At 43.3% G+C, this 21,051-nt stretch carries 15 protein-coding genes; 3 read left to right on the top strand and 12 right to left on the bottom strand.

Annotated features, from left to right (window positions below):
* Positions 1-89: 89 nt before the first annotated feature.
* The 7 genes from phaC to OH455_RS19330 all read right to left on the bottom strand — a co-directional run bounded on the left by phaC (position 90) and on the right by OH455_RS19330 (position 10,130).
* Positions 90-1,874 (bottom strand): class I poly(R)-hydroxyalkanoic acid synthase, encoded by a 1,785-nt coding sequence (phaC, locus tag OH455_RS19360; RefSeq protein ID WP_269982492.1) that lies wholly within the window; start codon positions 1,872-1,874, stop codon positions 90-92.
* Between the two features lie 58 nt (positions 1,875-1,932).
* Positions 1,933-2,280: a phasin family protein gene (locus tag OH455_RS19355; RefSeq protein ID WP_045976873.1), complete on the bottom strand. Its 348-nt coding sequence runs from the start codon at positions 2,278-2,280 to the stop codon at positions 1,933-1,935.
* A gap of 59 nt (positions 2,281-2,339) precedes the next feature.
* Positions 2,340-3,548, bottom strand: a complete 1,209-nt coding sequence (locus OH455_RS19350; protein ID WP_269982491.1) for an acetyl-CoA C-acetyltransferase — start codon at positions 3,546-3,548, stop codon at positions 2,340-2,342.
* 11 nt (positions 3,549-3,559) lie between these two features.
* Positions 3,560-4,300: an SDR family oxidoreductase gene (locus OH455_RS19345; protein ID WP_269982490.1), complete on the bottom strand. Its 741-nt coding sequence runs from the start codon at positions 4,298-4,300 to the stop codon at positions 3,560-3,562.
* A 628-nt stretch (positions 4,301-4,928) separates the two neighbouring features.
* Complete coding sequence (locus tag OH455_RS19340) at positions 4,929-8,000, bottom strand: efflux RND transporter permease subunit (RefSeq protein WP_269982489.1); 3,072 nt, start codon at positions 7,998-8,000, stop codon at positions 4,929-4,931.
* Complete coding sequence (locus tag OH455_RS19335) at positions 7,997-9,052, bottom strand: efflux RND transporter periplasmic adaptor subunit (protein ID WP_269982488.1); 1,056 nt, start codon at positions 9,050-9,052, stop codon at positions 7,997-7,999. Before OH455_RS19335 ends, OH455_RS19340 begins: the two co-directional genes overlap by 4 nt.
* 1 nt (position 9,053) lies before the next feature.
* Complete coding sequence (locus OH455_RS19330) at positions 9,054-10,130, bottom strand: efflux RND transporter periplasmic adaptor subunit (RefSeq protein WP_269982487.1); 1,077 nt, start codon at positions 10,128-10,130, stop codon at positions 9,054-9,056.
* A 186-nt stretch (positions 10,131-10,316) separates the two neighbouring features.
* On the opposite strand from OH455_RS19330, the gene OH455_RS19325 reads away from it, so the two are divergent.
* A complete protein-coding gene (locus OH455_RS19325; RefSeq protein WP_269982486.1) occupies positions 10,317-11,039 on the top strand; it encodes a TetR/AcrR family transcriptional regulator in 723 nt (240 codons plus the stop codon).
* A 156-nt stretch (positions 11,040-11,195) separates the two neighbouring features.
* On the opposite strand, the gene icmH is transcribed toward OH455_RS19325, so the two are convergent.
* Genes icmH through OH455_RS19300 form a run of 5 tightly spaced genes read right to left on the bottom strand, consistent with a single transcriptional unit; the run spans position 11,196 to position 15,820 of the window.
* Positions 11,196-11,987, bottom strand: a complete 792-nt coding sequence (gene icmH, locus OH455_RS19320) for a type IVB secretion system protein IcmH/DotU (protein ID WP_206373160.1) — start codon at positions 11,985-11,987, stop codon at positions 11,196-11,198.
* Complete coding sequence (tssK, locus tag OH455_RS19315) at positions 11,984-13,309, bottom strand: type VI secretion system baseplate subunit TssK (protein ID WP_206369125.1); 1,326 nt, start codon at positions 13,307-13,309, stop codon at positions 11,984-11,986. Before tssK ends, icmH begins: the two co-directional genes overlap by 4 nt.
* Positions 13,310-13,320: 11 nt before the next feature.
* Complete coding sequence (gene tssJ, locus OH455_RS19310; RefSeq protein ID WP_084720252.1) at positions 13,321-13,821, bottom strand: type VI secretion system lipoprotein TssJ; 501 nt, start codon at positions 13,819-13,821, stop codon at positions 13,321-13,323.
* A complete protein-coding gene (gene tagH / locus OH455_RS19305) occupies positions 13,814-15,205 on the bottom strand; it encodes a type VI secretion system-associated FHA domain protein TagH (protein WP_269982485.1) in 1,392 nt (463 codons plus the stop codon). The genes tssJ and tagH overlap by 8 nt, the downstream gene beginning before the upstream one ends.
* Before the next feature lie 12 nt (positions 15,206-15,217).
* Positions 15,218-15,820, bottom strand: coding sequence for a hypothetical protein (locus tag OH455_RS19300; RefSeq protein ID WP_269982484.1), 603 nt, complete (start codon positions 15,818-15,820; stop codon positions 15,218-15,220).
* A 498-nt stretch (positions 15,821-16,318) separates the two neighbouring features.
* On the opposite strand from OH455_RS19300, the gene OH455_RS19295 reads away from it, so the two are divergent.
* Both OH455_RS19295 and tssM read left to right on the top strand, forming a co-directional pair.
* Positions 16,319-17,641: a type VI secretion system ImpA family N-terminal domain-containing protein gene (locus tag OH455_RS19295; RefSeq protein ID WP_269982483.1), complete on the top strand. Its 1,323-nt coding sequence runs from the start codon at positions 16,319-16,321 to the stop codon at positions 17,639-17,641.
* A 2-nt stretch (positions 17,642-17,643) separates the two neighbouring features.
* Positions 17,644-21,039 (top strand): type VI secretion system membrane subunit TssM, encoded by a 3,396-nt coding sequence (tssM, locus tag OH455_RS19290; protein ID WP_269982482.1) that lies wholly within the window; start codon positions 17,644-17,646, stop codon positions 21,037-21,039.
* The last annotated feature ends 12 nt before the right edge of the window (positions 21,040-21,051 follow it).

Below are 21,051 nucleotides of genomic sequence, written 5' to 3'. Positions count from 1 at the left end.
GTTGTTAACCGATAGCCTGTAAGATCCTCACTCCATAAAAAAACCCTGAGCGGTTCACTCAGGGTTTTCGTCTTTTCAGTAGTGTCACGCTAGCTAGTGACTTCTTCTTTTACGGGGAGCACTTGCTTTACATAGTTACCCGGTGCAGGCCCTAGTACAGGGAACTGTTCATTACCTGTGCTGAATGGCTCAACTTGCTCTTCAGGGCTAAAGCCTATCAACCACTGATGCCAATGTGTCCACCAAGAACCTTCTGTGTGAGTGGCATTACTCAACCATTCGTCTGCATTCTCGTCCAAACTATCGTTGGTCCAGAAACCGTACTTATTCTTCGATGGATGGTTAACAATACCAGCAATATGTCCTGACTCACCCAAAACAAATGTTTTGTTTCCACCCACATTCAGCGCACCACGATACGTCCCTTGCCATAAAGCAATGTGGTCTTCTTTCGTTGAAACAAAGTAACTTGGGATCTTAATTTTATTCAGATCAATCCAAACGCCGCCAATTTTGACACCTTTGTCCTGTACCAGCTTGTTGTTTAGATACAGTTCACGAAGCATAAAGTTATGACAACTGGAGCTAACATTGGTGCTGTCGCTGTTCCAATACAGAAGATCGAAGTCTACTGGGCTTTGGCCCTTGAGATAGTTATCTACGTAGTAGTTCCAGTAAAGACTGTTCTCACGCAATAAACTGAAAGTAACGCTTAATGAACGGCCGTCCATATAGCCTTTTGCATTGTTTTGCGCTTCAATGGCACTGACAATGGTGTCATTAATGTATGCACCAACTTCACCAGGTTGCGAGAAATCTAACAAGGTGGTGAAGAAGGTCGCGCTCTTAATACGCTTCTTCATACGCTTAGCCGCATAGTAAGCAATAGTACTAGCCAGAACCGTACCACCAATGCAGTAACCCGCAGCATTGATTTGTTCCTGACCCGTGATGTCCTCTATTGCTGATACTGCTTTCGCCACACCTTCAGTCACATAGTCACCAAATTCTATCTGACTTTGCGCTTTACCCGGGTTGCGCCAAGACATCATAAATACCGAGTGTCCTTGTTCAAGCAACCAGCGAACCATAGAATTCTTCTGACGCAAATCCAGAATATAGTATTTGTTAACGAATGGCGGCACGATCAATAACGGCGTCGCATGAACTTTTTCAGTCATTGGACGATATTGAATTAGCTCAAACAGTTCGTTGCGATACACCACTTCACCTGCCGTATTCGCAACATCGTCACCCAAGCGAAAAGCGTTATTATTGGTCATGCGGATCTTAAGAATATCTGCACTCGATTCAACATCTTCCTTCAGTTGTTCTAAACCTGCCAACAGATTTTCGCCATTTTGCTCAAGAGTCAGCTTCAACAACTCTGGGTTAGTTGCGATGAAGTTACTTGGAGACATAGCGTTAATTGCCTGACGAGAGAAGAAACTGATGCGCTCTTTTGCTTTCTCATCGAGGCCTTCAATACTATCGATTGTCTGTAGGTATGTTTTGCTGAAGAGTAAGTATGACTGCTTGATGAAGTTGTAAAACACATCATTTTGCCATTCTTCGTTCGAGAATCGCTTATCACCCTTTTCCGCTTCAACAATGGATTCACTGTTTTGCGCAAGAGCGACGTTTTGCCAAATTTGCAACTGCTGTTGCCACCATTCAGCTTGGATTTTCAACATTGCAGCTGGTTGGTTCGCAACACTTTCGAAGAGCTGAGTCGTATCTTCGAAATTCACTTCTTGCATTGCTTTATTCAGAGGGGAATTGACGGCTGCCCTGCTAAGTTCTAGATCTTCCCACCATTTTTGATTGGTTTCCTGGAGCTTCACAAGGTAGTCCGAAAAGAAGTGTTGATACATATTGCTACTCCTATGATCGGAAAAAATGCCGCCTTGCGGCGGCACAAACAAGTCAGTGTTATGCGGGCGTCACTGTCTTAAGATTTTCCGTTGTTAGCTGATCAACGTCATCTTTGAACTCTTTAGCAATAGACTGAAGCTTGTTGCTGTCATCCATCATTTGTTGAGAAAGCTTAGTTAAAACTGAAAGCTGCTGGCTGTTGAATGCGGTTAGAGAAGTCACGTCTTTGATTTCACTGGCTGCTTTCATTTGAGTCAGACCCATTTCGCTGTATGTGCGAATAGCGTTCAGTTGAAGTTCAGTCATAACTTCAACATTCTTAGTCACAAGTTTGTTGAACTTTAAGTATGGTTCTAGGCTCTTTTCAGTTTGGTCTGTGAAAGATTTGAAAAAATCAGTGTACATAGTCTTACTCCTGGGTTAATTCCATTTTAATTTGGCTAAAATTCAGGCTCGATTTGAATTTAAGCGATAGATTTGATAACGACTGCGGTTCCCATACCACCACCAACACATAAGGAAGCGACACCATAAGTACCGTTACTTCTGTTAAGTTCGTGAACAAGGGAAACCAAAATACGGTTGCCTGATGCACCTAGAGGGTGACCAAGAGCAATTGCACCGCCATTGACGTTAGCTTTGTCTAATATTGAAGATACGGATACATCGTGTTCTTGCGCTAGCTTGTGGATGACACCGAGTGCTTGCGCAGCAAACGCTTCATTCAGTTCATAAACACTGACATCACCTGTTGTGATGTCGGCGTTGCTCAATGCTCTAGTCACAGCGTCTACCGGACCCAATCCCATGATTTCTGGGTTTAGACCAGATTGTGCGTAACTTGCAATCTCAGCAATAGGCTGCAAACCATGCTTTTTAACCGCCGTTTCGCTTGCCACTATGATGGCACTTGCACCATCGTTAATACCCGACGCATTACCAGCGGTGACAGTGCCTTCTTTTTCGAAAGCCGGACGAAGCTTTTCTAGACCACTCAAGGTTGCATTCGCTTTTGGGTATTCATCCGTATCAAACACAATCGTTTCTTTGCGTTTTTTCACATCAACAGCAACAATTTCATCAACAAACTTACCTGCCTCAATCGCCGCAACGGCCTTCATTTGACTCGCCAGTGCGTATTCGTCCTGCTGCTCACGGCTGATGCCTACTTCACGAGCAACATTTTCGGCTGTTTTGCCCATATGATATTGATTAAAAACATCAGTCAAACCATCATTAATCAGCAGATCAGTCAGGTTCATGTTGCCCATTTTGTGGCCATCACGAATGTTGCTAGAAACAGTGAAAGGAATTTGCGACATCACCTCAACACCAGCTGCAACTACTACAGAAGCATCACCAGATCGGATATGACTGACGGCGTCCATAACCGTTTTCATTCCACTACCACACACCATATTGAGAGTGTATGCAGGTACCGATTCAGGAATACCGGCATAAAGAGCTGCCTGACGGCCAATACCCATGCCTTGTCCCGCGCCTACAACGTTACCAACGATAACTTCGTCAATAAGTTCAGGAGCAACATTGCCTTGCTCCAATGCCGCTTTGATCGCAATTGAGCCAAGGTTTCCTGCCGAGATATCTTTTAACGTTCCGCCAAATGCACCAATTGGCGTACGCTTCGCTGCGACAATATAAACTTTTTCCATTTCTCTAATCCTTAGTGCATGTATAGGCCGCCGTTCACAGACAAGGTTTCGCCTGTAATGTACGCACCGGCATCACTTGCTAAGAACGAGACTGATTTAGCAATTTCTTCCGGCGTTGCGAGACGTTTCATTGGGATTTGGGCTTTGATTGATTCGAGCACTTCTGGCTTCATCTGCTCAACCATAGGCGTACCTGTGTAACCTGGAGCAACAACATTAACCGTCACCCCGCTTCTTGCTCCTTCTGCGGCAAGCGCTTTAGAAAAACCAATCATGCCCGCTTTCGCCGCCGAGTAGTTTGCTTGGCCAAACTGACCTTTTAAGCCGTTGACTGAAGAGATATTGATAATGCGCCCATTACCTTTTTCACACATCGCAGCGAACAGTGGCTGTGTGACGTTGAATACACTGTTAAGATTCGTATCAATAACTTCTTTCCAAGCCGATGCTGTCATCTTTTTAAATACGCCATCTCTAGTGATGCCCGCGTTGTTAACCACAACATCGATAGTCCCTTCCTCTTCTAACAAAAGAGCTAAGCGTTCAGCGCACTGTTCAGTATTGGTGACATCCAACTCGAACAAGCGAACTTGATCTTCATTGAATCCTTTGTCGTTAAACCAATCTAACGCACACGAATAGTTACCTGTAAAATAAGTGGCAATAACACGATAACCATCGTTAACCAATTGAGAAGAAATTGCAGAACCAATTCCGCCTTTAGATCCAGTGATCAAAGCGATCTTTTTCATTAAGAGACTCCATTCTTAATAGCAAAAATAATAATTTACTTGCCATTAACCGGTGCCAGCAATAAGCACCAACCAACGTTATTAATAATATTTAAATAAGGAACTTTCCGCCCTTGCTCTGTTATTTAAAACTAATGTCTTAATGTGACAGTTCAAATACTTTTTTAATTTAGTTGCATAATGTTGAACGAGATCTCATAAGGAATGTAATGTTATACAGTTGTTAATCTTACATAAGCCGTTGTTTTATATGAGCATTTTTTAAGGAGCACTTTTATCAGCAATAGCTAAAACACTGTTTTAACTTGATTTTTCCTCATTTACACCTATTTCATCAGTCTTTATCACCTTTTATGATGTATTTATTTTCGTTGCCGATGGGTGCACATTGATATGATAAAATAACCATTTTGTTATTAAACTTTGGTTTAACTATGTAATCCATTACTATCTACAATGTAGTTAATTAAACTCATAAGTCCATGTTTATTTTAATATATGTTTAAATTGACGTTATTTATACTAAAGTAGAACAAAATCATCGAACACTGTGCTTAGTTTATAAAGTCTAGACGCAAAAAAACCCGGTAAAACTTACCGGGTTAGCCAATATCGAATCGTCTTCCTATCAGTGAATTGATACGGCAGAGGATGGTTTGATTCGATAAAAAATGGCAAATAATACTGGGACGACGATCAGTGTTAACACCGTCGCAAACCCTAAGCCAGCCATGATTGTTATTGCCATCGAGCCAAAGAAAGCATCGAACACAAGTGGAATCATTCCTAATATCGTTGTCAATGCGGCCATACTTACTGGACGTACACGAGATATCGCGCTGTCAAATATCGCTTGATAAGGCTCTTTACCCAATTTCAACTCAATATTTATTTGGTCCAATAGAACGATACCATTCTTGAGAATCATGCCACTTAGGCTCAGCAAGCCAAGGAATGCCGTAAAACTAAAGGGCATGTCAGTCACTAATAATCCTATAGAGACGCCAATGATTGATAGTGGAACGGTCAACCAAATAACCAGTGGTTTGCGCAGTGAGTTAAATAAGAACATGGTGATAATAAACATCAGCATGTAACCCATAGGCAATGAACCAAACAATGCTTCTTGAGCATCCTTAGATGATTCATATTCTCCACCCCAGCTAATGCTGTACCCTTCAGGTAAGCTCATCGCCTGTACTTTAGGCTGAATACGAGCAAATAGACTGTCAGCCGTTTCATTCCCCAATACATCATGGTCAGCTAATACCGTCAAAGTACGCTTGCGGTCGCGACGCTGGATAAGTGGTTCTTGCCATTGAAGGCGTACCCCATCAACCACCTGCTCCACTGGAATATACGTTTGTAGTGATGGGCTCCAAATCTTTACATTGGCCAGTGATTCAAAGTCAACGCGTTCGCTTTCAGGTAAACGAGCGATGATCGGCAACATATGCGTTCCATCTCGCAACAGGCCAATTGGCGTTCCACCAAATGCCATTTGCAGGGTATTAGACACCTCTTCTTTTGAAATACCCAAACGACGAGCTTTAGATTCATTAAACTCAGGTACGAGTTCCTTCGTTCGTTCACGCCAGTCGTGACGAACATTTCGAGCACCAGGATCGGCTAATAAAATGTCTTCAACCTTAGTCGCAATCGAGCGTAGAGTCTTAGGGTCAGGGCCCGTAATTCGTGCTTCAATCTTAGAGGCTGGCGACGGACCAAACTCCATCAACTTAAACTGGAACGTAGGCTGATTGAACTCAACTGAGAGTTCTTTATCAAGTTCCTTAAGCAGCGAGAACATCACTTCTCGATCTGTTGTCCTGACCTGCAATTGAGTATAGGCTTGGTAACTTTTTTCTGGCTGATAAGTCAGTGCGAATCTCTGCAAGCCTTGACCTGTTGTAGTGGTTACAAATTCAACATTATCTTTAGCACGAATGTACTGTTCGACCTTCTTCGTTTCCTCGACTGTTTTGCGAATGTCCGTGCCTTCTGGCATCCACATATCTACGTAAAACATGGGGGTATTTGAAGGTGGGAAGAATGACTGCTTAACCATACCAAATCCAATCACGGCAACCACTAGTAGTCCAACCATGCTAGCGACCGTTAACCAACGGAACCGAAGTGCCAACCTCAAGCATGCGCCAAACACGGTAAACAAGATTCCTTTGTACGGATCTACGTCTTCGCCGTCAGCATTCGTTTCATTTTCCTTAAGCAATAAATTGGCGAGAAAAGGGGTCAGTGTAAGAGCCGTGATCCAGCTTAGGAATAGTGAGAAGCACAACACCCAGAACAAGGACCCCATAAACTCACCGGTCGCATCTTGCGAAAGACCAATGGGTGCGAATGCGGTAATAGCGATGACTGTGGCACCAAGTAACGGCCATTGGGTCTGCTTAACAATATCAATAGAGGCTTGAAGCTTAGTCTTGCCTTTCTTAAGCCCGACCAAAATACCTTCAACAACAACAATGGCATTATCCACCAGCATACCCAAGGCTATGATCAAAGCCCCCAGAGAAATACGGTGTAGTTCCACATCGTACTGTTTCATTAAAATGAAAGTACCCAATACGGTCAGTAGCAACACGGCACCAATGATCAAACCACTACGTAGGCCCATTGCGAATAGAAGAACGATAATTACAATCATAACGGCCTGCCCTAGGCTGACAATAAAATCACTAACAGAATTATCAACTTCAGTGGACTGATTGTAGAAATAATGTATGTCTACCCCTGCTGGCTTAATGTTCTCCAATTCTACCAGCTTGGTCTGTATCGCATTCCCCACCTCGACAACATTGACACCAGATCTAAAAGAGATCGCAAGATTGATTGCTGGTTTGCCGTTGTATGTTATTACATTGGAGGGTTTTTCTTGTATTCCACGCGACACGGTTGCCACGTCTTTCAATCGAATTAGGTTACCTGTATCGCGGCCGTGAATAATCAGGTCTTCCAGTTCACGTTCCGAGTTCATGGTGCCGTTTGGTCGAATCGTCAACGACTGACCATTCACCATCACTTCACCTGCAGCTTGTACGCTGTTCTGCTGACTAAGCAAACCGATTACAGTGTTCATATCCAAATTTAGAGCAGCGAGTCTCTCGAGAGAAACTTCCACAAACAATTGTTCTTGTTGATCACCCGAGATAGTGACCTTGCCAACCCCATCAACGAGTTCCAGTTCACGACTTAGATAGTCTGCATAACGTTTTAGCTCGATATAGTCGTAACCATCACCAGTCAGCATTAACATAACGCCATATACGTCACCAAAATCGTCAATGATCTGGACAGAATTCACGCCACTTGGCAACGATGGTTGAAGATCATTAATTTTGCGTCGCATTTCATCCCAAATTTGTGGCAACTCATCTGGGCCGTATTCCATCTCCATACTAACCATAATCTGTGACATGCCATTGGAAGACGTGGAGGTGATCTTGTCTATATAGGGCAGCTTGCGAATTTCTTTCTCAAGTGGGTAGGTTAATTCTTCTTCCACTTCTTGTGAGGTTGCCCCCGGGTATGTCGAGATGATCATCGCATCTTTGATCGTGAATGCTGGATCTTCTAAGCGACCAAGATCCATAAATGACGTGTAGCCCCCCACAGCCAAAATGACCAGAAATAGCCAACTGATGACTGTGTTTTTTATTGAATACTCCGCAATGCTCACTGCTGCGCTCCTTTAATTTCCATACCTTCACGCAGCTTGCGTAAGTGAGAGTTAATAATCACGTCACCAGCATTAATGCCTCCGGTGACCAGCGCACCAGAGCCGTTAATCTCGCTCACCGCAATCGGATAGCGATGGGCAATATTATTTTCCAACTTCCAAGTAAAAAAGTCCTGTGGATTAACACCTGTGTCGACCGCCGTGATTGGCAGTTGATATCCTTGAATGGTATTTAGCCCAGCTTTAACCAAGTCAACCGAGACTTGTGCGCTCGTTCCCGGCAAAACGCGTTGCTCGATTTGAGGCATAGACAACCAAAACTCATACGTTTTGCTATCAGGATGCAGTTCACTCGTGTGCTCAAGATAAGATATGGTGTAAGTGCCATCATGGCCCGCAAACGTCGCTGTCGGCTGGTAGCTGTCTGAGCTCAATTCAGGTTTGAGCATTGCGAGCACGGTATCAGAGACATTGAGCTTGACGTAAACTTTGTCTTCTTGATAGACAGCGACAACCGTCTCGCCAGGGCTGGTGTTCTCAAAGTTTTGCTTATCGACGCTTGAAACGACACCATCAAATGGCGCTTTTAGGCGCGTGTAAACAACTCGAAGTTTAGCGGTGTTTAAATTCGCCTCCGCCAGTTTGAAATTGGCACCTAACTCATCAAAGTCGGCACTTGAGATCATCTTACCAAATCTTAAATCCTGACCACGCTTAAACTGTTTCAGTGCCAGCTCGTATTTTGCTTGTGCATCGGTAAGGTTTTGCTTTGCTTTCGCATCATCAAGAATGGCAACGACCTGCCCTTTTGTTACAGCGTCACCTTCCTGAACCAATATAGAAGAGATCTCTCCATCAAGTCGGAAAGATAACGGGGTCAGCTCAGCAGGCATCACCTGCCCGTTAAAGCTACGATGCAGACTGGTGAGAGGCGAACCAACTTCAAAAGTATCAACACGAAGCGGATTTTTGTCTCTGTGCTCTACAGAAGGTTTACAAGCCGCAAGAGCTAAAACAGAGGTTGCGATGATGGAAACTTTGTACCATTTCATATCAGATCCCTCCCTCTTTTTTCCAAGCTTTAACCTGTTGACCAGAGGCCAATTTGTCTACGCCTGCTTCTACAATAAGGTCGCCTTTCTCCAATCCGGAGATAACGTCACCATGTTCATCTAGCGTTACTTGAATTTGTTGGATGGTCTGATTTTCAGAATTAAATCGATACAAAAGTCCAGTGGTATCGTACTTTGAAATCCACGCAGAAGGCGCTATTTTTAGCGTCGCTTTCTTTTCAGTGTTGACCAAGCGAACTTGGCCCGTCATTCCAGGTAATAGGTTTAATTCTTGTGGTCGTTGAATCGTGACGCTGGCGCTGTAACTGTTGGTATCAACGTCAGGTTGCGTCGAAATTTCTTTGAACTCAGAAGGAATATCAACATCACGATGACTGTCCATAGAGACGGCGAGTGTCGAAGCGCTGAACTTGTCTAATCCATATTGCTCGATGTAAGTCACAGGTACGGTGAAAACAACGTCCATGACACTGTTATCGATCAGGTTTAGGATCGGTTGATTTGTGCCAACGACTTGATGCGCTTTTGCAAAGGTAATAGAGACAACACCGTCAAAAGGGGCAGTAATACGGGTATAGTTTAAGTCTGTCACGGCTTGTTCATAGGCCGCTTTTGCCGCTTTAAACTGAGTTTCCATCTGGTCAAAGTCATCCGTACTGATAAGTTTTTTTGCGTACAGTTGGTCAGCACGATCAAACGCCGTCGATGCTAAACGATACTCTGCCTGACGTGCATCCAACGCGAGCTGATAATCGTTGGGGTCAAGAATAGCAAGCACATCCCCTTTTTCGACCACACTGCCCATTTTGACCTTAAGACTCTCGATTTCACCAGCCACCTGAAAAGAGAGGGTCGCTCGGTCAGTCGCATCGATTTTAGCAATAAAGGAATCGACCTGGCTTTGGTTCACATCTGGTACTTCCATCAGCTTTACTGGTGTCACAACGGATGTTGTCACTTCTGACACGGCTTTATTGCAGCCAGCAATCATCATTCCCATCGCACCAGCAATAAACAACTTTGCTGCTGGTTGAATTCTGAATACAGATTTGATCATGTCGTGATCTCATTATATTTTTATTACACAAGCGTGCAGTATATAAATAAAACATATGAAATCAATGTTTATTTTCCACATGTACAGTATAATTTTTTAGTAAGCTTGTTTTATAAGTGATGTATGAGATGAAATGCGCTGCGATTTCTGTTAGAAATACCGCGTCACAAGCAATTGAATGAGAAAATGACTGAAAGAAAGCAAGGCCGCCGAAGCGCCCAAGATGCAGAAAAGACAAAATGTGCAATCATGAAAGTGGCAACAACACTCTTTTGTGAGCTCGGCTATGAACGTGTGTCACTGCGAAACATCAGCGAAAAAGCGGGGGTTTCGCATAGTTTGATCAGGCACCACTTTGGTAGTAAAGAAAAAATCTGGTATGAAATTAGTGATAGTCTCCATCGCTATATGGAAACCTATATGCGCACTATCGTCGAACACATGCCACAAGACACTACCGCTAACGTTAAGCTATATTTATTCTCTGTCCGCCTACTCGCGCATCTGTTGACCTTTAAGCAACCTATCCAGCTAATCGCCGACGCGGTGCGTCAAGAAGACACGCTGTTCGACTATTTCATCGATAACTCAGGTGAATTAGAAGATATGGTTAACCGTATCGCTGATGACTATAACCAAGCCTTTCCTCAAACTCCGGTTAAGATCTGGGAAATCAAATGGCAAATGATAATGTTCGCCCATGGTGCCGCAAGCCTAGGGCCATTTATGCTTGAAACCTGGGTTGACGAAACGCAAGATTATCAGCAGTGTTTGCTCAATCACTGGGGTATGTTTAACCAAATGATGGCGTGCCGTTTTCACATCCCACAGGAATACATTCTTTCTCCAACCAAAGTCGCAGACTTGGTCTTTGACGTACCTTGCGAAGTGTCTGAAACGCCTGCTTAATGACGTTAAACATTGACAATGCCAATTAGAGACAACCAAACCCTTCATATGTATCAATGACTTAAACAATTGGATGGTTGTGTTCAAACATAATAAGCCCAAGTACAGTAATACTTGGGCTTAGCAAAAGACTCATTGCTTATATTAACAAGGCGATCACTGGAAATTAGCGATTAGGTTTTGAAAATTGGTATCAATGATCAAATACGTGGCCGCATACATAATAGAAAATAGGATAGCTGAGACGCCCAGAGTCACTCTTGGAGGGATCACTCGCTTCAAAGGTTGTTTAAGGTATTTCGCTTTGAGGTTGACGAGAGAAACTTTTTCATTTTCTGCCAATCTTTCATCTTTAATCAGACGATAAATCGTATTGGCGATGTCAGCAAGCTTCTCTTGCCCACGCTCCTCTCGACCATACTTGCCCTGAAAACCTAACTGAATAAGAAGGTAAAGTAACTCTATAACATAACGATAACGACGTGGATCCGCTTTCAGACGTTCGAGAATGGTAAAGAACTTATCACCACCAGATGTTTCGTTGTGGAATTCGGCCAACAAGCTATTTTGGCTCCAATTACTGTTTGTTCCCCACTCTTGACGACATACCGCCTCGTCAATTGCGGCACAAAGACAATAACGGATCACCAATATAGAGGCACGATCCACTTCCATTTCGTTTAGCTTGCGCTCACCTTTGCGTATTTCGCGCGCGATTTGCTCACGAAAAGGCATCGGATCTTCTAGCCACGGGATAGAAGACATACACGAAAGACTAGCAATAAGCCAAGAAAATTGGTCTACCAACGGGTTGACACCCATCTTCTCAATATTCGGGTCTTTAACCGCGATATTTCTCGATAAGTCAGGCGCGGGCATCACCTCCATAGGCTTACCCGGCTCTGGCTGGAACAATACAACGGTTACATCGTTATCTATGTAACTCATGCTCTAACTGCCCATAACTGTAGGGATAAATTCGCGAATTCACCTGACACATGCACAGCAATTGCTGATGCACTTTCTAAACCAGCCCATTCTTCACTCGCTCTGTCGAGTTCAAAGTATGTGTAACCAGCATGATAAGGAAGTGCACGTGGAACGACTGGCATTGGTTTAATACCGATCCCCGGAAGCTGTAAGTTAATCAGGTCGCGGATATTATCGATAGAGCCAATCTTAGTCTGAGTAACAAACTGAGTATGAAGGACATCAAGCGTGACATCCGCTTTAACCGCAAGAATAAAGGTCGCAGTCTCGACCACCTTCTTATCTGGAATAACAGCAGTACGAATACCGAAGTTCTGTTCCTTAAGTGTCAGCGGTATAGCACGTTGTTCAGACATAACGCTTAACGTACGCTTGGCATTCTCCAGTGTATGAGACAGACAACTGGTCAAATCGCCATGATTATACTCGATAAACTGAGGCGGTCTGCGCGATGTCGAACACAGAGTCGAAAGCTCACCTTCAGCCTGCAGCAAAATGCGATACAGAGATTCAGGGTGAACCCCTTCGACACTCGAAAAATGCCAGAATAGCGGTTCATAGCGATTCAACGCTTGGAGTAACATAAAATCAGATACCGTCGAAACACCTTGCTGATCGACAGTCCCCAGACGCTCTACAATTGACTCCGCGCGATGTTTTAGCATGGAAGCAAATTCCTTGGTGAACTTGCTCAACACTTTAGAGGCGTTGATATCAATACAAGTAGGAATATAGCGTTCATCGAGCACCACGGTGCCATCCGGTTTAACTTCTGCGATTTTTAGAATTGGAATCGCAGTGTACGCGCTCCGGTCTTCATCTTCGGTCATCAAACGGAATTTAAGCTGCCCAACAGCAATATTCGCGGTATCTTCACTTGCGTAAACGGCATCGACAGCATCTTGGTGATGAACAAGATAGCGTGCACCATCTTTGTCAGAGCCGAACAGCTCTTCCCTTTCGGAAGGGAGCGGGCAACAAAGATAAATCACTTTATCTGTAATCGAAGGGTCGACTTCTTTTACATCTGGCACCTCGGCCAACAAAGGCAGATCGAAAGGCGTTTTATCTTGAAGAACACCAATAGCCCGTGTGACTGCGATCTTTCCTTGAGTCAATAATTCAGTGTTAATCTCAATTTGATTCACACCCCAGTGCAATGGCGTACTACTGGCAAACAGCATTGTGCTCAGTTTTGTCTGAGCGCGGTCAAACTGCTGAAAATGCTGTGGTTTCATGAACATGCCATCTTGCCACACTACAGGATTATATAATGACATCTCGTTGTCCCTTAAAAGTAAGTTTGTTCGATTCCACGGGTAGAGTTGAACGACAACTCGCTTCCCTCTAGCTTCAGTTTTAAGAAGTACTCCGACTTCTCCTCAATTATTTCGACTTTTCTCCATGACGAACCGTTAATGTCGCGAAAAGCCGCTGAAAAGCCCAAGGCTCTGGTTCCAGGATCAAGAATGAGCATCTCATGGATTTTTTCGCCTGGTTTCAACTGATATTCATACCGTTTAATGTATTCATCACCCAATGAGGATTTGTCATTTTCAAACAAGGCAAAAAAGTCTAGATTTCGGAACAAAACCGGAGAAGTCAATTCATGAATTCGAAGTATGACCGGAGAAGGCTGCCCTCCCTCACGTATATTCAACTGGGGAGAAGCTTCAATAACAAGCTCAATAGATGACGTTTCCGGCGTAATGCCGCTCGACTCCTTGAACTGGTCCCACATCGAGCAACCAGTTAAGGAGAAGAATAAGAAAAGGACGATAAGTTTACGCATATTTTTCTTTTAGCAGTCGATTATAGTTTTCTTGAACGAGTTTCTTAGTGCCTACACCGTGCACACCTTTCAAACTCTCCAAATAATGCAGTTTGTATGCATCCCACAACTTTTGTTTGGCCAAAAAGCCTTTATTTTCGCTTTTCTGCTCAAAGTTTATTGGATCATATTGGCTAATACTCTGCTGCACATAGTTATTCAGTGCCTGCTCGTACAACGACTTATGCTCACTAATCTCATCAAGCATTTGCTCTACCAACTCATTCGGCGATAGCATACTTTGCTTGTTAAGGTCGAGCATCAAGCCAATCAAATCAGTTTCAGCGGGCGTAGGAGACTGTTTTAATTCCTCTATTTCGACAAGTTCATGTTGTAATCTTGTCATACACAAACGAAGGCAGACTCCCATCTGTTCGAACAAGTGAGGATCCGCTTCTAACAGTGCATCATCAGTCACACCCAGCCCCCTCTTAAATGACGACAATAAGTCGCTTTCAGAGCGTTCAGGAGTCGCGACACTAAACGGTTTTTCAGAAACGTCTGGAGATTGAGCATCCGTAGTTGGAGCGACTTCTTCCCACTGCTCACTGTGTACCTTTATTTCACTTGGCACCGAAGTCATGGTCTGCTTCGGAGTCGAGACTGAGGTAACTGTTGTTTTAGGTTGCGCTTGACCAGCTAAAGATGAGGGGGGGTTCTCTACTCGCTTAGGTTCCACATCCGCACTGCCCAGCCAGTCTTCAGGAATCATGCTTGGCGCATCAAACTCCGAGTAAACACTCAGGCTATCATCGGCTATTTGACGAGTGGATTCATTGGTTACCGCAAACTGATTAATTTCATCGTTTTCCGAGCGGATCAAATGGTCTTCACTTTTATCCAATGATAAATCTAAATGTGTCATTGGATCAGAAGCGTCGGATTCATCAGACTTAGTCTCAAGAAAAATTTCTTCTAATGGACCTTGCTGTTCAAGTTCAGCAGGCACTTCATCCAAGTTTGCCAAAGGATCGGTAGTATCTCGGTCAGGCGTGATATCAAATGCAATATCAGCTGTGTTTGTAGTACGCTCCACGCTCACTGACAATTCATATTGCCCCAGAACAATGCTATCCCCTTCGTGAATTGGAATAGGTTGATTTTTCAGCAACTTATTCCCATTAACAATGAGTCCATTGGTACTAACATCACTGATGTAGTAAGCGTCACCATAGATACTAACCAAACAATGTGTACTTGATATATAACGATTGTGGTCTACCAAAGGGACGGAACACCCTGGGTTTCGGCCAATAGAGCCGCCGCTTTCCGGCAACTCTACAAACTTTGCTCCTGTGTACTCTTCAGGATGCTTTGATATGACTATAACCAAGCGCTCTAACAAAGCTCTTATCCTCTAAAATAGCAGTGATACTGAGAACTCGACACCACCTAGACCATCGTTATAAACAGGCAGGATGTACGAGGCCTGTGGGATAATCTGAAGGTGCGCATCTGGGTTACTACCTAGTTTGATAACCGTACCAATGGTCGCTACCGCCCCTACTTCAAATTGATCAATATCGTCGAGTTGAGAGCCATACTTGTAGCCCTCGCTATCCACTACCCAACGATTAGAATACTGGCTATAACCCGCTGATAGACCGGCACCAATATATGGCGTAAATACTGACCAAGTGCCCAAAGCGTATTGAGGGACAACACGTAACTCGTAGTTTGTGGTTTCTTGATAAATACCGTTAGCTGGCGCATCAATTGATTCGTTGAGGTAGTTAAAGCCCAGCCACCATCTCCAACGATTATTGTCTTCATCGATTGGTCGAGTATGGACAAACCCGTATCTCATCGCGTTCGCCGTGCCGCTATCTCCTTGTTTGTAATCCATGCTGTCAATACTCAGCATGTTGATGGAACCACCGTAGCGCTCCCCTTTCGCGTTAGCCGCGACTGACACTGTACATGCCAAAGCTAATAAGCCAAATTGACTTAACTTGTTCATCCTTTTATTCCTCAAAAGGTCTACAGCCAAAAGATAAATTTAAGATGCAACAAAATAACAGGCTAAGTAACAAATTCAATAGCGAAAAAAAATGCCAGTGCAATTAAGAGCATTCGACTAGCATTAACTTCTTTTCTCCTATCAAAACGGACATTTTAACGGTTGTTCAAAGATTGACCAAAGGGCCAAATAAACCTAAAGAGATCGGGGGCACTAGATATAGATAAAATTGTAATCAAAAAATTTATAAAATGACGCTTAGTTAATCATACTGTAAATTTATCATTCTCTTTAATTTATAGTTTTATCAATTAAACTTTAGTAGTAACGGATAGTCGTCACATTTAATAAACTTTAACTAGTTTTAATCAATATCTTATCTACAAATTACTTTTCTCCCACGTAAAATCCACCCCTTGATAATTAATCATTATTAAATAAGAAACGATCAGAAGTGCGGATACATTTTTATAACTAATGTCATTTGGGTAGGATTTAATGTACTTTTCAGACTTTGCTCGGCGGCCAGTGGACGAGCTCACTCCTTGTGGAGTAAACCCAAACAATCTCGAAGAGTTTGAGGAAATAAAGCGTCAGATTAATAATATTAACAAAGTTACTGGTCGCGTCTCATGGAAAAAGGTCCAGCAGCTTTCTAAAGATATTCTCAAGAACAAAAGCAAAGATTTACGCTGCGGTTGTTACTATGCCGTCGCCTCTGCACACAATGACGGCTTAAACGGCTTTATTGATGGATTAAATTCCATCCTAGATCTTTGCGTTATCTATTGGTCATCGTCATACCCTGAAGTGTCTAAAACCAGTGCAAGAATGGGCGCCTTTGAATGGCTAGTGGAACACGCAGAGAGACGGGCTAAACAATTCAAAGTCGGTATTGAAGACCGCGCTATGCTCGAAGCTGGGCATAGAGTCTGCCTAAGATTAGAAGAAGAGCTGAGATTGCATTACGGTCACAAAGCACCGTCGTTAGGTACAATTCGCAGACTCTTTAGCCAATACATCGAAGAAATTAAAGAACTCGAAGATAAGAAAGAAACGGAACGGCAACAAGCGAAAGAGCAAAAGGCAGCCAAGGTACCGGCACCCGGTGGTATTACTGTTAACGTAAAACCGCCAATCGCAGAAAAGCCTGTCCAGGCTCAAACAGAAGTAGAAAAAAGTCGCTCTACCGTATGGACAGTAGCTATTGTTGTCGGGCTGTTTCTATTTTCTTTAAGTGCTTACTATCTGCACAAGGACCAAAAGCTAAACAGCTACAAACAACAGATCGCATCAAACAATATTCAAGTCATCCTTCAAGTCACTGAGAGCTTAAGTCTAGAGAACAAAGATACTCTAAATAACCTTAAGGATCCCTTAATTAGCACAATTGACGCAATGGTTTATGACCTAGATAAGTCACCTGAAAAAATTGGCCAGATATCAAGCTTAATTAGCATTACTAATAATTTATCTGAGCTTTATGCTGATTCATCATCGGTTCAGGTTTTATCAGCAGAGCTTCAGCGAGTGAAAAACCAGTTAGAAAAAGACTTTCTCGACATCAGCACTCGATTTTCACGTGCGAGGACCGCTATTGCTAATCTCAAGCTAAATTCTGATGACAAGAATACTAAGCTCGCCTATCAATACAGTAATTCTCTATTCCCATTGTTGGGGCGAATAGAATATGCAGAAAAGTCAAACAACACCGATGAACTCGACCGTTCATTAGTTTTAATCAACGTTTACTTGCATAAGATCGCTCAACTAAAAGCGTCACATGAGAGTCAAGCATTAAACCAAGTAGTGGCAGAATAACCATGTTTAAAAATATAATACGTCATCCGATATTCATATCTTCGCTACTTGCTATCATTTTAGTCGGTATTTTAACAGCGTTACATTTGTTATACCCAGATACCATTTCTGAGACTATCTTATATTTCGGTATCGGCATCGTTGCTTTGGCATTTTGTGCTTATCAAATCGTTCTTTTCGTTAAGAAGAGAAAACAAAGCAGAGAACAGCAACTAGAAACAGAAGAAGAAGCTTTAAGCTTAGTCTTGAGACCATTGCTAATCAGCTCCAAGAAAAAACCAATTTATCTGATGATTGGTAACAAATCAGCGGGCAAGAAGCAGTTCCTATTCAGTTCAAATGCAATCAAATCGATTGATACTGCTCGTACGACAAAAAACGACTTTTTCGAATGGTATGAATCTGACGAAGCCGTCTATTTAAAACCTGACCAGCGTTTAGTGTTCCAGGAAGTCTCCGCCGCTGACTCTCTGCTCTGGGATGCGATGGTGTCGGAGGTCATTCGTAATCGCCCACGTAAACCCTTTGCTGGCTGTCTGTTCTTTACAGACATAGAGTTTTTGATTATTTCGGAAGAAGAACAGGTCGATTACGCTCTTACCGCTTTGATTGAACGAATTACCTCCATCTGCGAGCGCACCAATACGGCACTGCCTGTGTACATGGTGATGTCGAAGCTGGATAAGCTTCAAGGTTTCAAAGAGTATGTGCAGCTTAGCCCTCTAAAACACAATGTCGAATATCTATCCATCCCACTCAAGGATTCGAAAGGTGTCTTAGTTGACTACTACCGTGATAGCTTCAACAACTTAGTCAAAGTCATTGAGCAAAACGCACTAGACTCAACGTCTCAGTCTAATGACACCCAAGAAAAACAAGCCATTCTGTCATTCCCAAAACAGTTGGAAATCTGTCAGAAAGAGATCGAGTATGTCGTTCAGAGATTGAGTGAAGTCAACCGCGGGGCATACTTTCTTGATCTACGAGAGATGTTCTTTTCTTCTTGCCTGCAAGGTGGGAGAAAGTACAACTTACTTGCCAAAAGCTGTAGTACTTACTTTAACTTGCCTATTATCGCGTCTGAGCACACTCAATTATCTGAAACACCGTATTTCACGCGTTTTCTTGTCGAGTCTCAAATTTTACCAGAAGCCGATTTTGCTGGTGAGAACAAAACCTACCTGAAGAGAATACTGCGCCAGAGCCGATTGGCTATGGTGGCTTCTATCGTATTCTTGGCGGGCGGAGCATACATGCTTGGTACGACACTAGACAGCAATCTAAGAGTTATCTACCAGCTATTGAACATTGAGACTGACGATCGAGCAGCAAACTCAGGTCGCTTACTTGATGATAAACTCGCTCGTGCCATTGCTCAGATTCAGCCAGTGTATGGCGCATGGGTTGAAGGTAGTGAGGCCCTAGACCAAGAACTAGTATCCCTTAATGTCAGCCGCCTAGAGCCAACAACCAAGATGGCATATCAAACACTGCTGAAGTCAATTCAGCAAGAATTGATACCAGTGATCGAACAATCGTATCGTGTTCAGTTAACTAAGTACCAAGACAAGCCGATTCAAGCGCTTCCTGTCCTAAAAGGATACTTAATGTTGAAAGAACCGAGCAAGCGTGATTTGCCCTTTATGACGGCGCAGACTCAATTAACTCTTTCAAAGGTGATTGGCAACTCAGAACAAGTGAATGACGCGATGAAGTTTCTTAATGCTTACTTCAGAACAGACTTCGAGCCGGTCAATATCAACATGGGCATCGTACGCGCTACTCGTCGCAGCCTATTGTCACAATCAAACGTTGACTTGGTTTATGCGCAGTTAATCAACCAAGCAAACACTATAGACTTGGGCACGTTGAACATTGAACGCGCTGTTGGTTTCGACTTCAATAACATCTTTAATGATCAAATAGACCAAGAGCTCCTTGATATCAGCAAAGTGTATACCGCAACTGGTTTCAGCACTTTCTATCGTCCTCGTGTTGATCTGATGTCAAAAGATGTCATCACCAACAACTGGGTATTGGGTCTATCTAAGAATGTCACACCAACCAAAGAAGAGCATGAAGCATTTAAAGATCAAATCCGTAAAAAATACACCGACGACTACATTAGTTACTGGCGCAATGCGCTGAGTGAACTTAAGGTGAAAAAATACGACTCGATTGGCGATTTGACCAACGCTATCGATCTGGTTTCTGGCCCATCTTCACCATTGACCACGGTATTGAAACAAGTCTACTCAAATACTCACTTTTCTCCAGTAGGCGAAAAAGAGCTGCTCGCAAACAAATTGCCAAAAGTCGCCACAGAAGCGATCGACAAACTCACAGATTCGGCAGAAGAGCTTGTTCAACCTGACTACCTGTTAATGCAGCGTGTCGAACAAGCGTTCTTTCAACTGAACCAGTTACAGATCAACGAAACGCCTAACTCCCCTACTCCTTGGGATGAAATTGTGACTGCGTTGAGCCGTTTGCGAACCTACATGAAAGATATCGCTGACTCACCGGATCCACAAATGGCATCGCTCTTGGCAGCGCGCTCACGCATGCAAAGCTCAGAAGCCGATCCAATTATTCGTTTGAAACAGATCGCACAAAAATCACCAGAGCCAGTGCGTAGCTGGTTATTAGGAATGGTTCAGCAAAGCTGGTCTGTGATGATCGCAGAGTCAGCTAAAGGCGTTCAAACTCAATGGTATAGCGATGTCTATACAAAGTATCGTGATTTGGCTCTGAACAAGTATCCATTCGATTTAAATGCTGAAGAAGAGATTGCACTAGAAGATTTTGAACTGTTATTCGCTACAGGTGGCATAATTGATACCTTCGTCCAAAACAATCTAGCATCGTTTTACGATACTAACCTTTGGACACCAAAGCGTGTCGATGGTGAAACCATGCCATTAACACCAGAACTTCTGGTTCAACTTAAAAACTACAATGTGATACGCGACACTTTAATCAACAAGAGTACCAACCGTGTCTCGATACCATTTAGTACCAAGATTCTCGACTTAGACTCTAGCGCTATTCGTGCAACCGTAAAAGTCGCAGATTCTCAAATGAGCTACTACCACGGTCCAAGTCGCATTAGGGAACTGGAATGGCCACCTAAGAGCGGCGACTTCAACGTGAGTATTACTATCCAAGACGTAACTGATGAGGGCAAACAATACGTACTAAGCAAGAATGGCCAGTGGGCAATCTACAGGCTATTAGGCCAATCCACACTAACGAATCAACATGATGGAAGTTTTGTTAGTGATATTACCGTTTCAGGTCGTGACTTGAAACTACGAGTGAAGCCACTCTCTCAAAGGAATCCATTTACCTTAGCGGAGCTGTATAACTTCTCTCTACCCGAAACCATCAACCTATAAAATATACATATA

It is taken from the genome of Vibrio sp. T11.5, from assembly GCF_027587155.1.
Classification (GTDB): Bacteria; Pseudomonadota; Gammaproteobacteria; order Enterobacterales; family Vibrionaceae; genus Vibrio; species Vibrio neptunius.
The sequence above is the reverse complement of the archived record's forward strand: the minus strand, read 5'-3'. Positions and strand labels throughout refer to the sequence as shown.

Excerpts from the sequence above, each read along its gene's own strand:
- phaC (WP_269982492.1), bottom strand. The coding sequence starts at position 1,874 with ATGTATCAACACTTCTTTTCGGACTACCTTGTGAAGCTCCAGGAAACC.
- OH455_RS19355 (WP_045976873.1), bottom strand. The coding sequence starts at position 2,280 with ATGTACACTGATTTTTTCAAATCTTTCACAGACCAAACTGAAAAGAGC.
- OH455_RS19350 (WP_269982491.1), bottom strand. The coding sequence starts at position 3,548 with ATGGAAAAAGTTTATATTGTCGCAGCGAAGCGTACGCCAATTGGTGCA.
- OH455_RS19345 (WP_269982490.1), bottom strand. The coding sequence starts at position 4,300 with ATGAAAAAGATCGCTTTGATCACTGGATCTAAAGGCGGAATTGGTTCT.
- OH455_RS19335 (WP_269982488.1), bottom strand. The coding sequence starts at position 9,052 with ATGAAATGGTACAAAGTTTCCATCATCGCAACCTCTGTTTTAGCTCTT.
- OH455_RS19330 (WP_269982487.1), bottom strand. The coding sequence starts at position 10,130 with ATGATCAAATCTGTATTCAGAATTCAACCAGCAGCAAAGTTGTTTATT.
- OH455_RS19325 (WP_269982486.1), top strand. The coding sequence starts at position 10,317 with ATGACTGAAAGAAAGCAAGGCCGCCGAAGCGCCCAAGATGCAGAAAAG.
- icmH (WP_206373160.1), bottom strand. The coding sequence starts at position 11,987 with ATGAGTTACATAGATAACGATGTAACCGTTGTATTGTTCCAGCCAGAG.
- tssK (WP_206369125.1), bottom strand. The coding sequence starts at position 13,309 with ATGTCATTATATAATCCTGTAGTGTGGCAAGATGGCATGTTCATGAAA.
- tssJ (WP_084720252.1), bottom strand. The coding sequence starts at position 13,821 with ATGCGTAAACTTATCGTCCTTTTCTTATTCTTCTCCTTAACTGGTTGC.
- OH455_RS19300 (WP_269982484.1), bottom strand. The coding sequence starts at position 15,820 with ATGAACAAGTTAAGTCAATTTGGCTTATTAGCTTTGGCATGTACAGTG.
- OH455_RS19295 (WP_269982483.1), top strand. The coding sequence starts at position 16,319 with ATGTACTTTTCAGACTTTGCTCGGCGGCCAGTGGACGAGCTCACTCCT.
- tssM (WP_269982482.1), top strand. The coding sequence starts at position 17,644 with ATGTTTAAAAATATAATACGTCATCCGATATTCATATCTTCGCTACTT.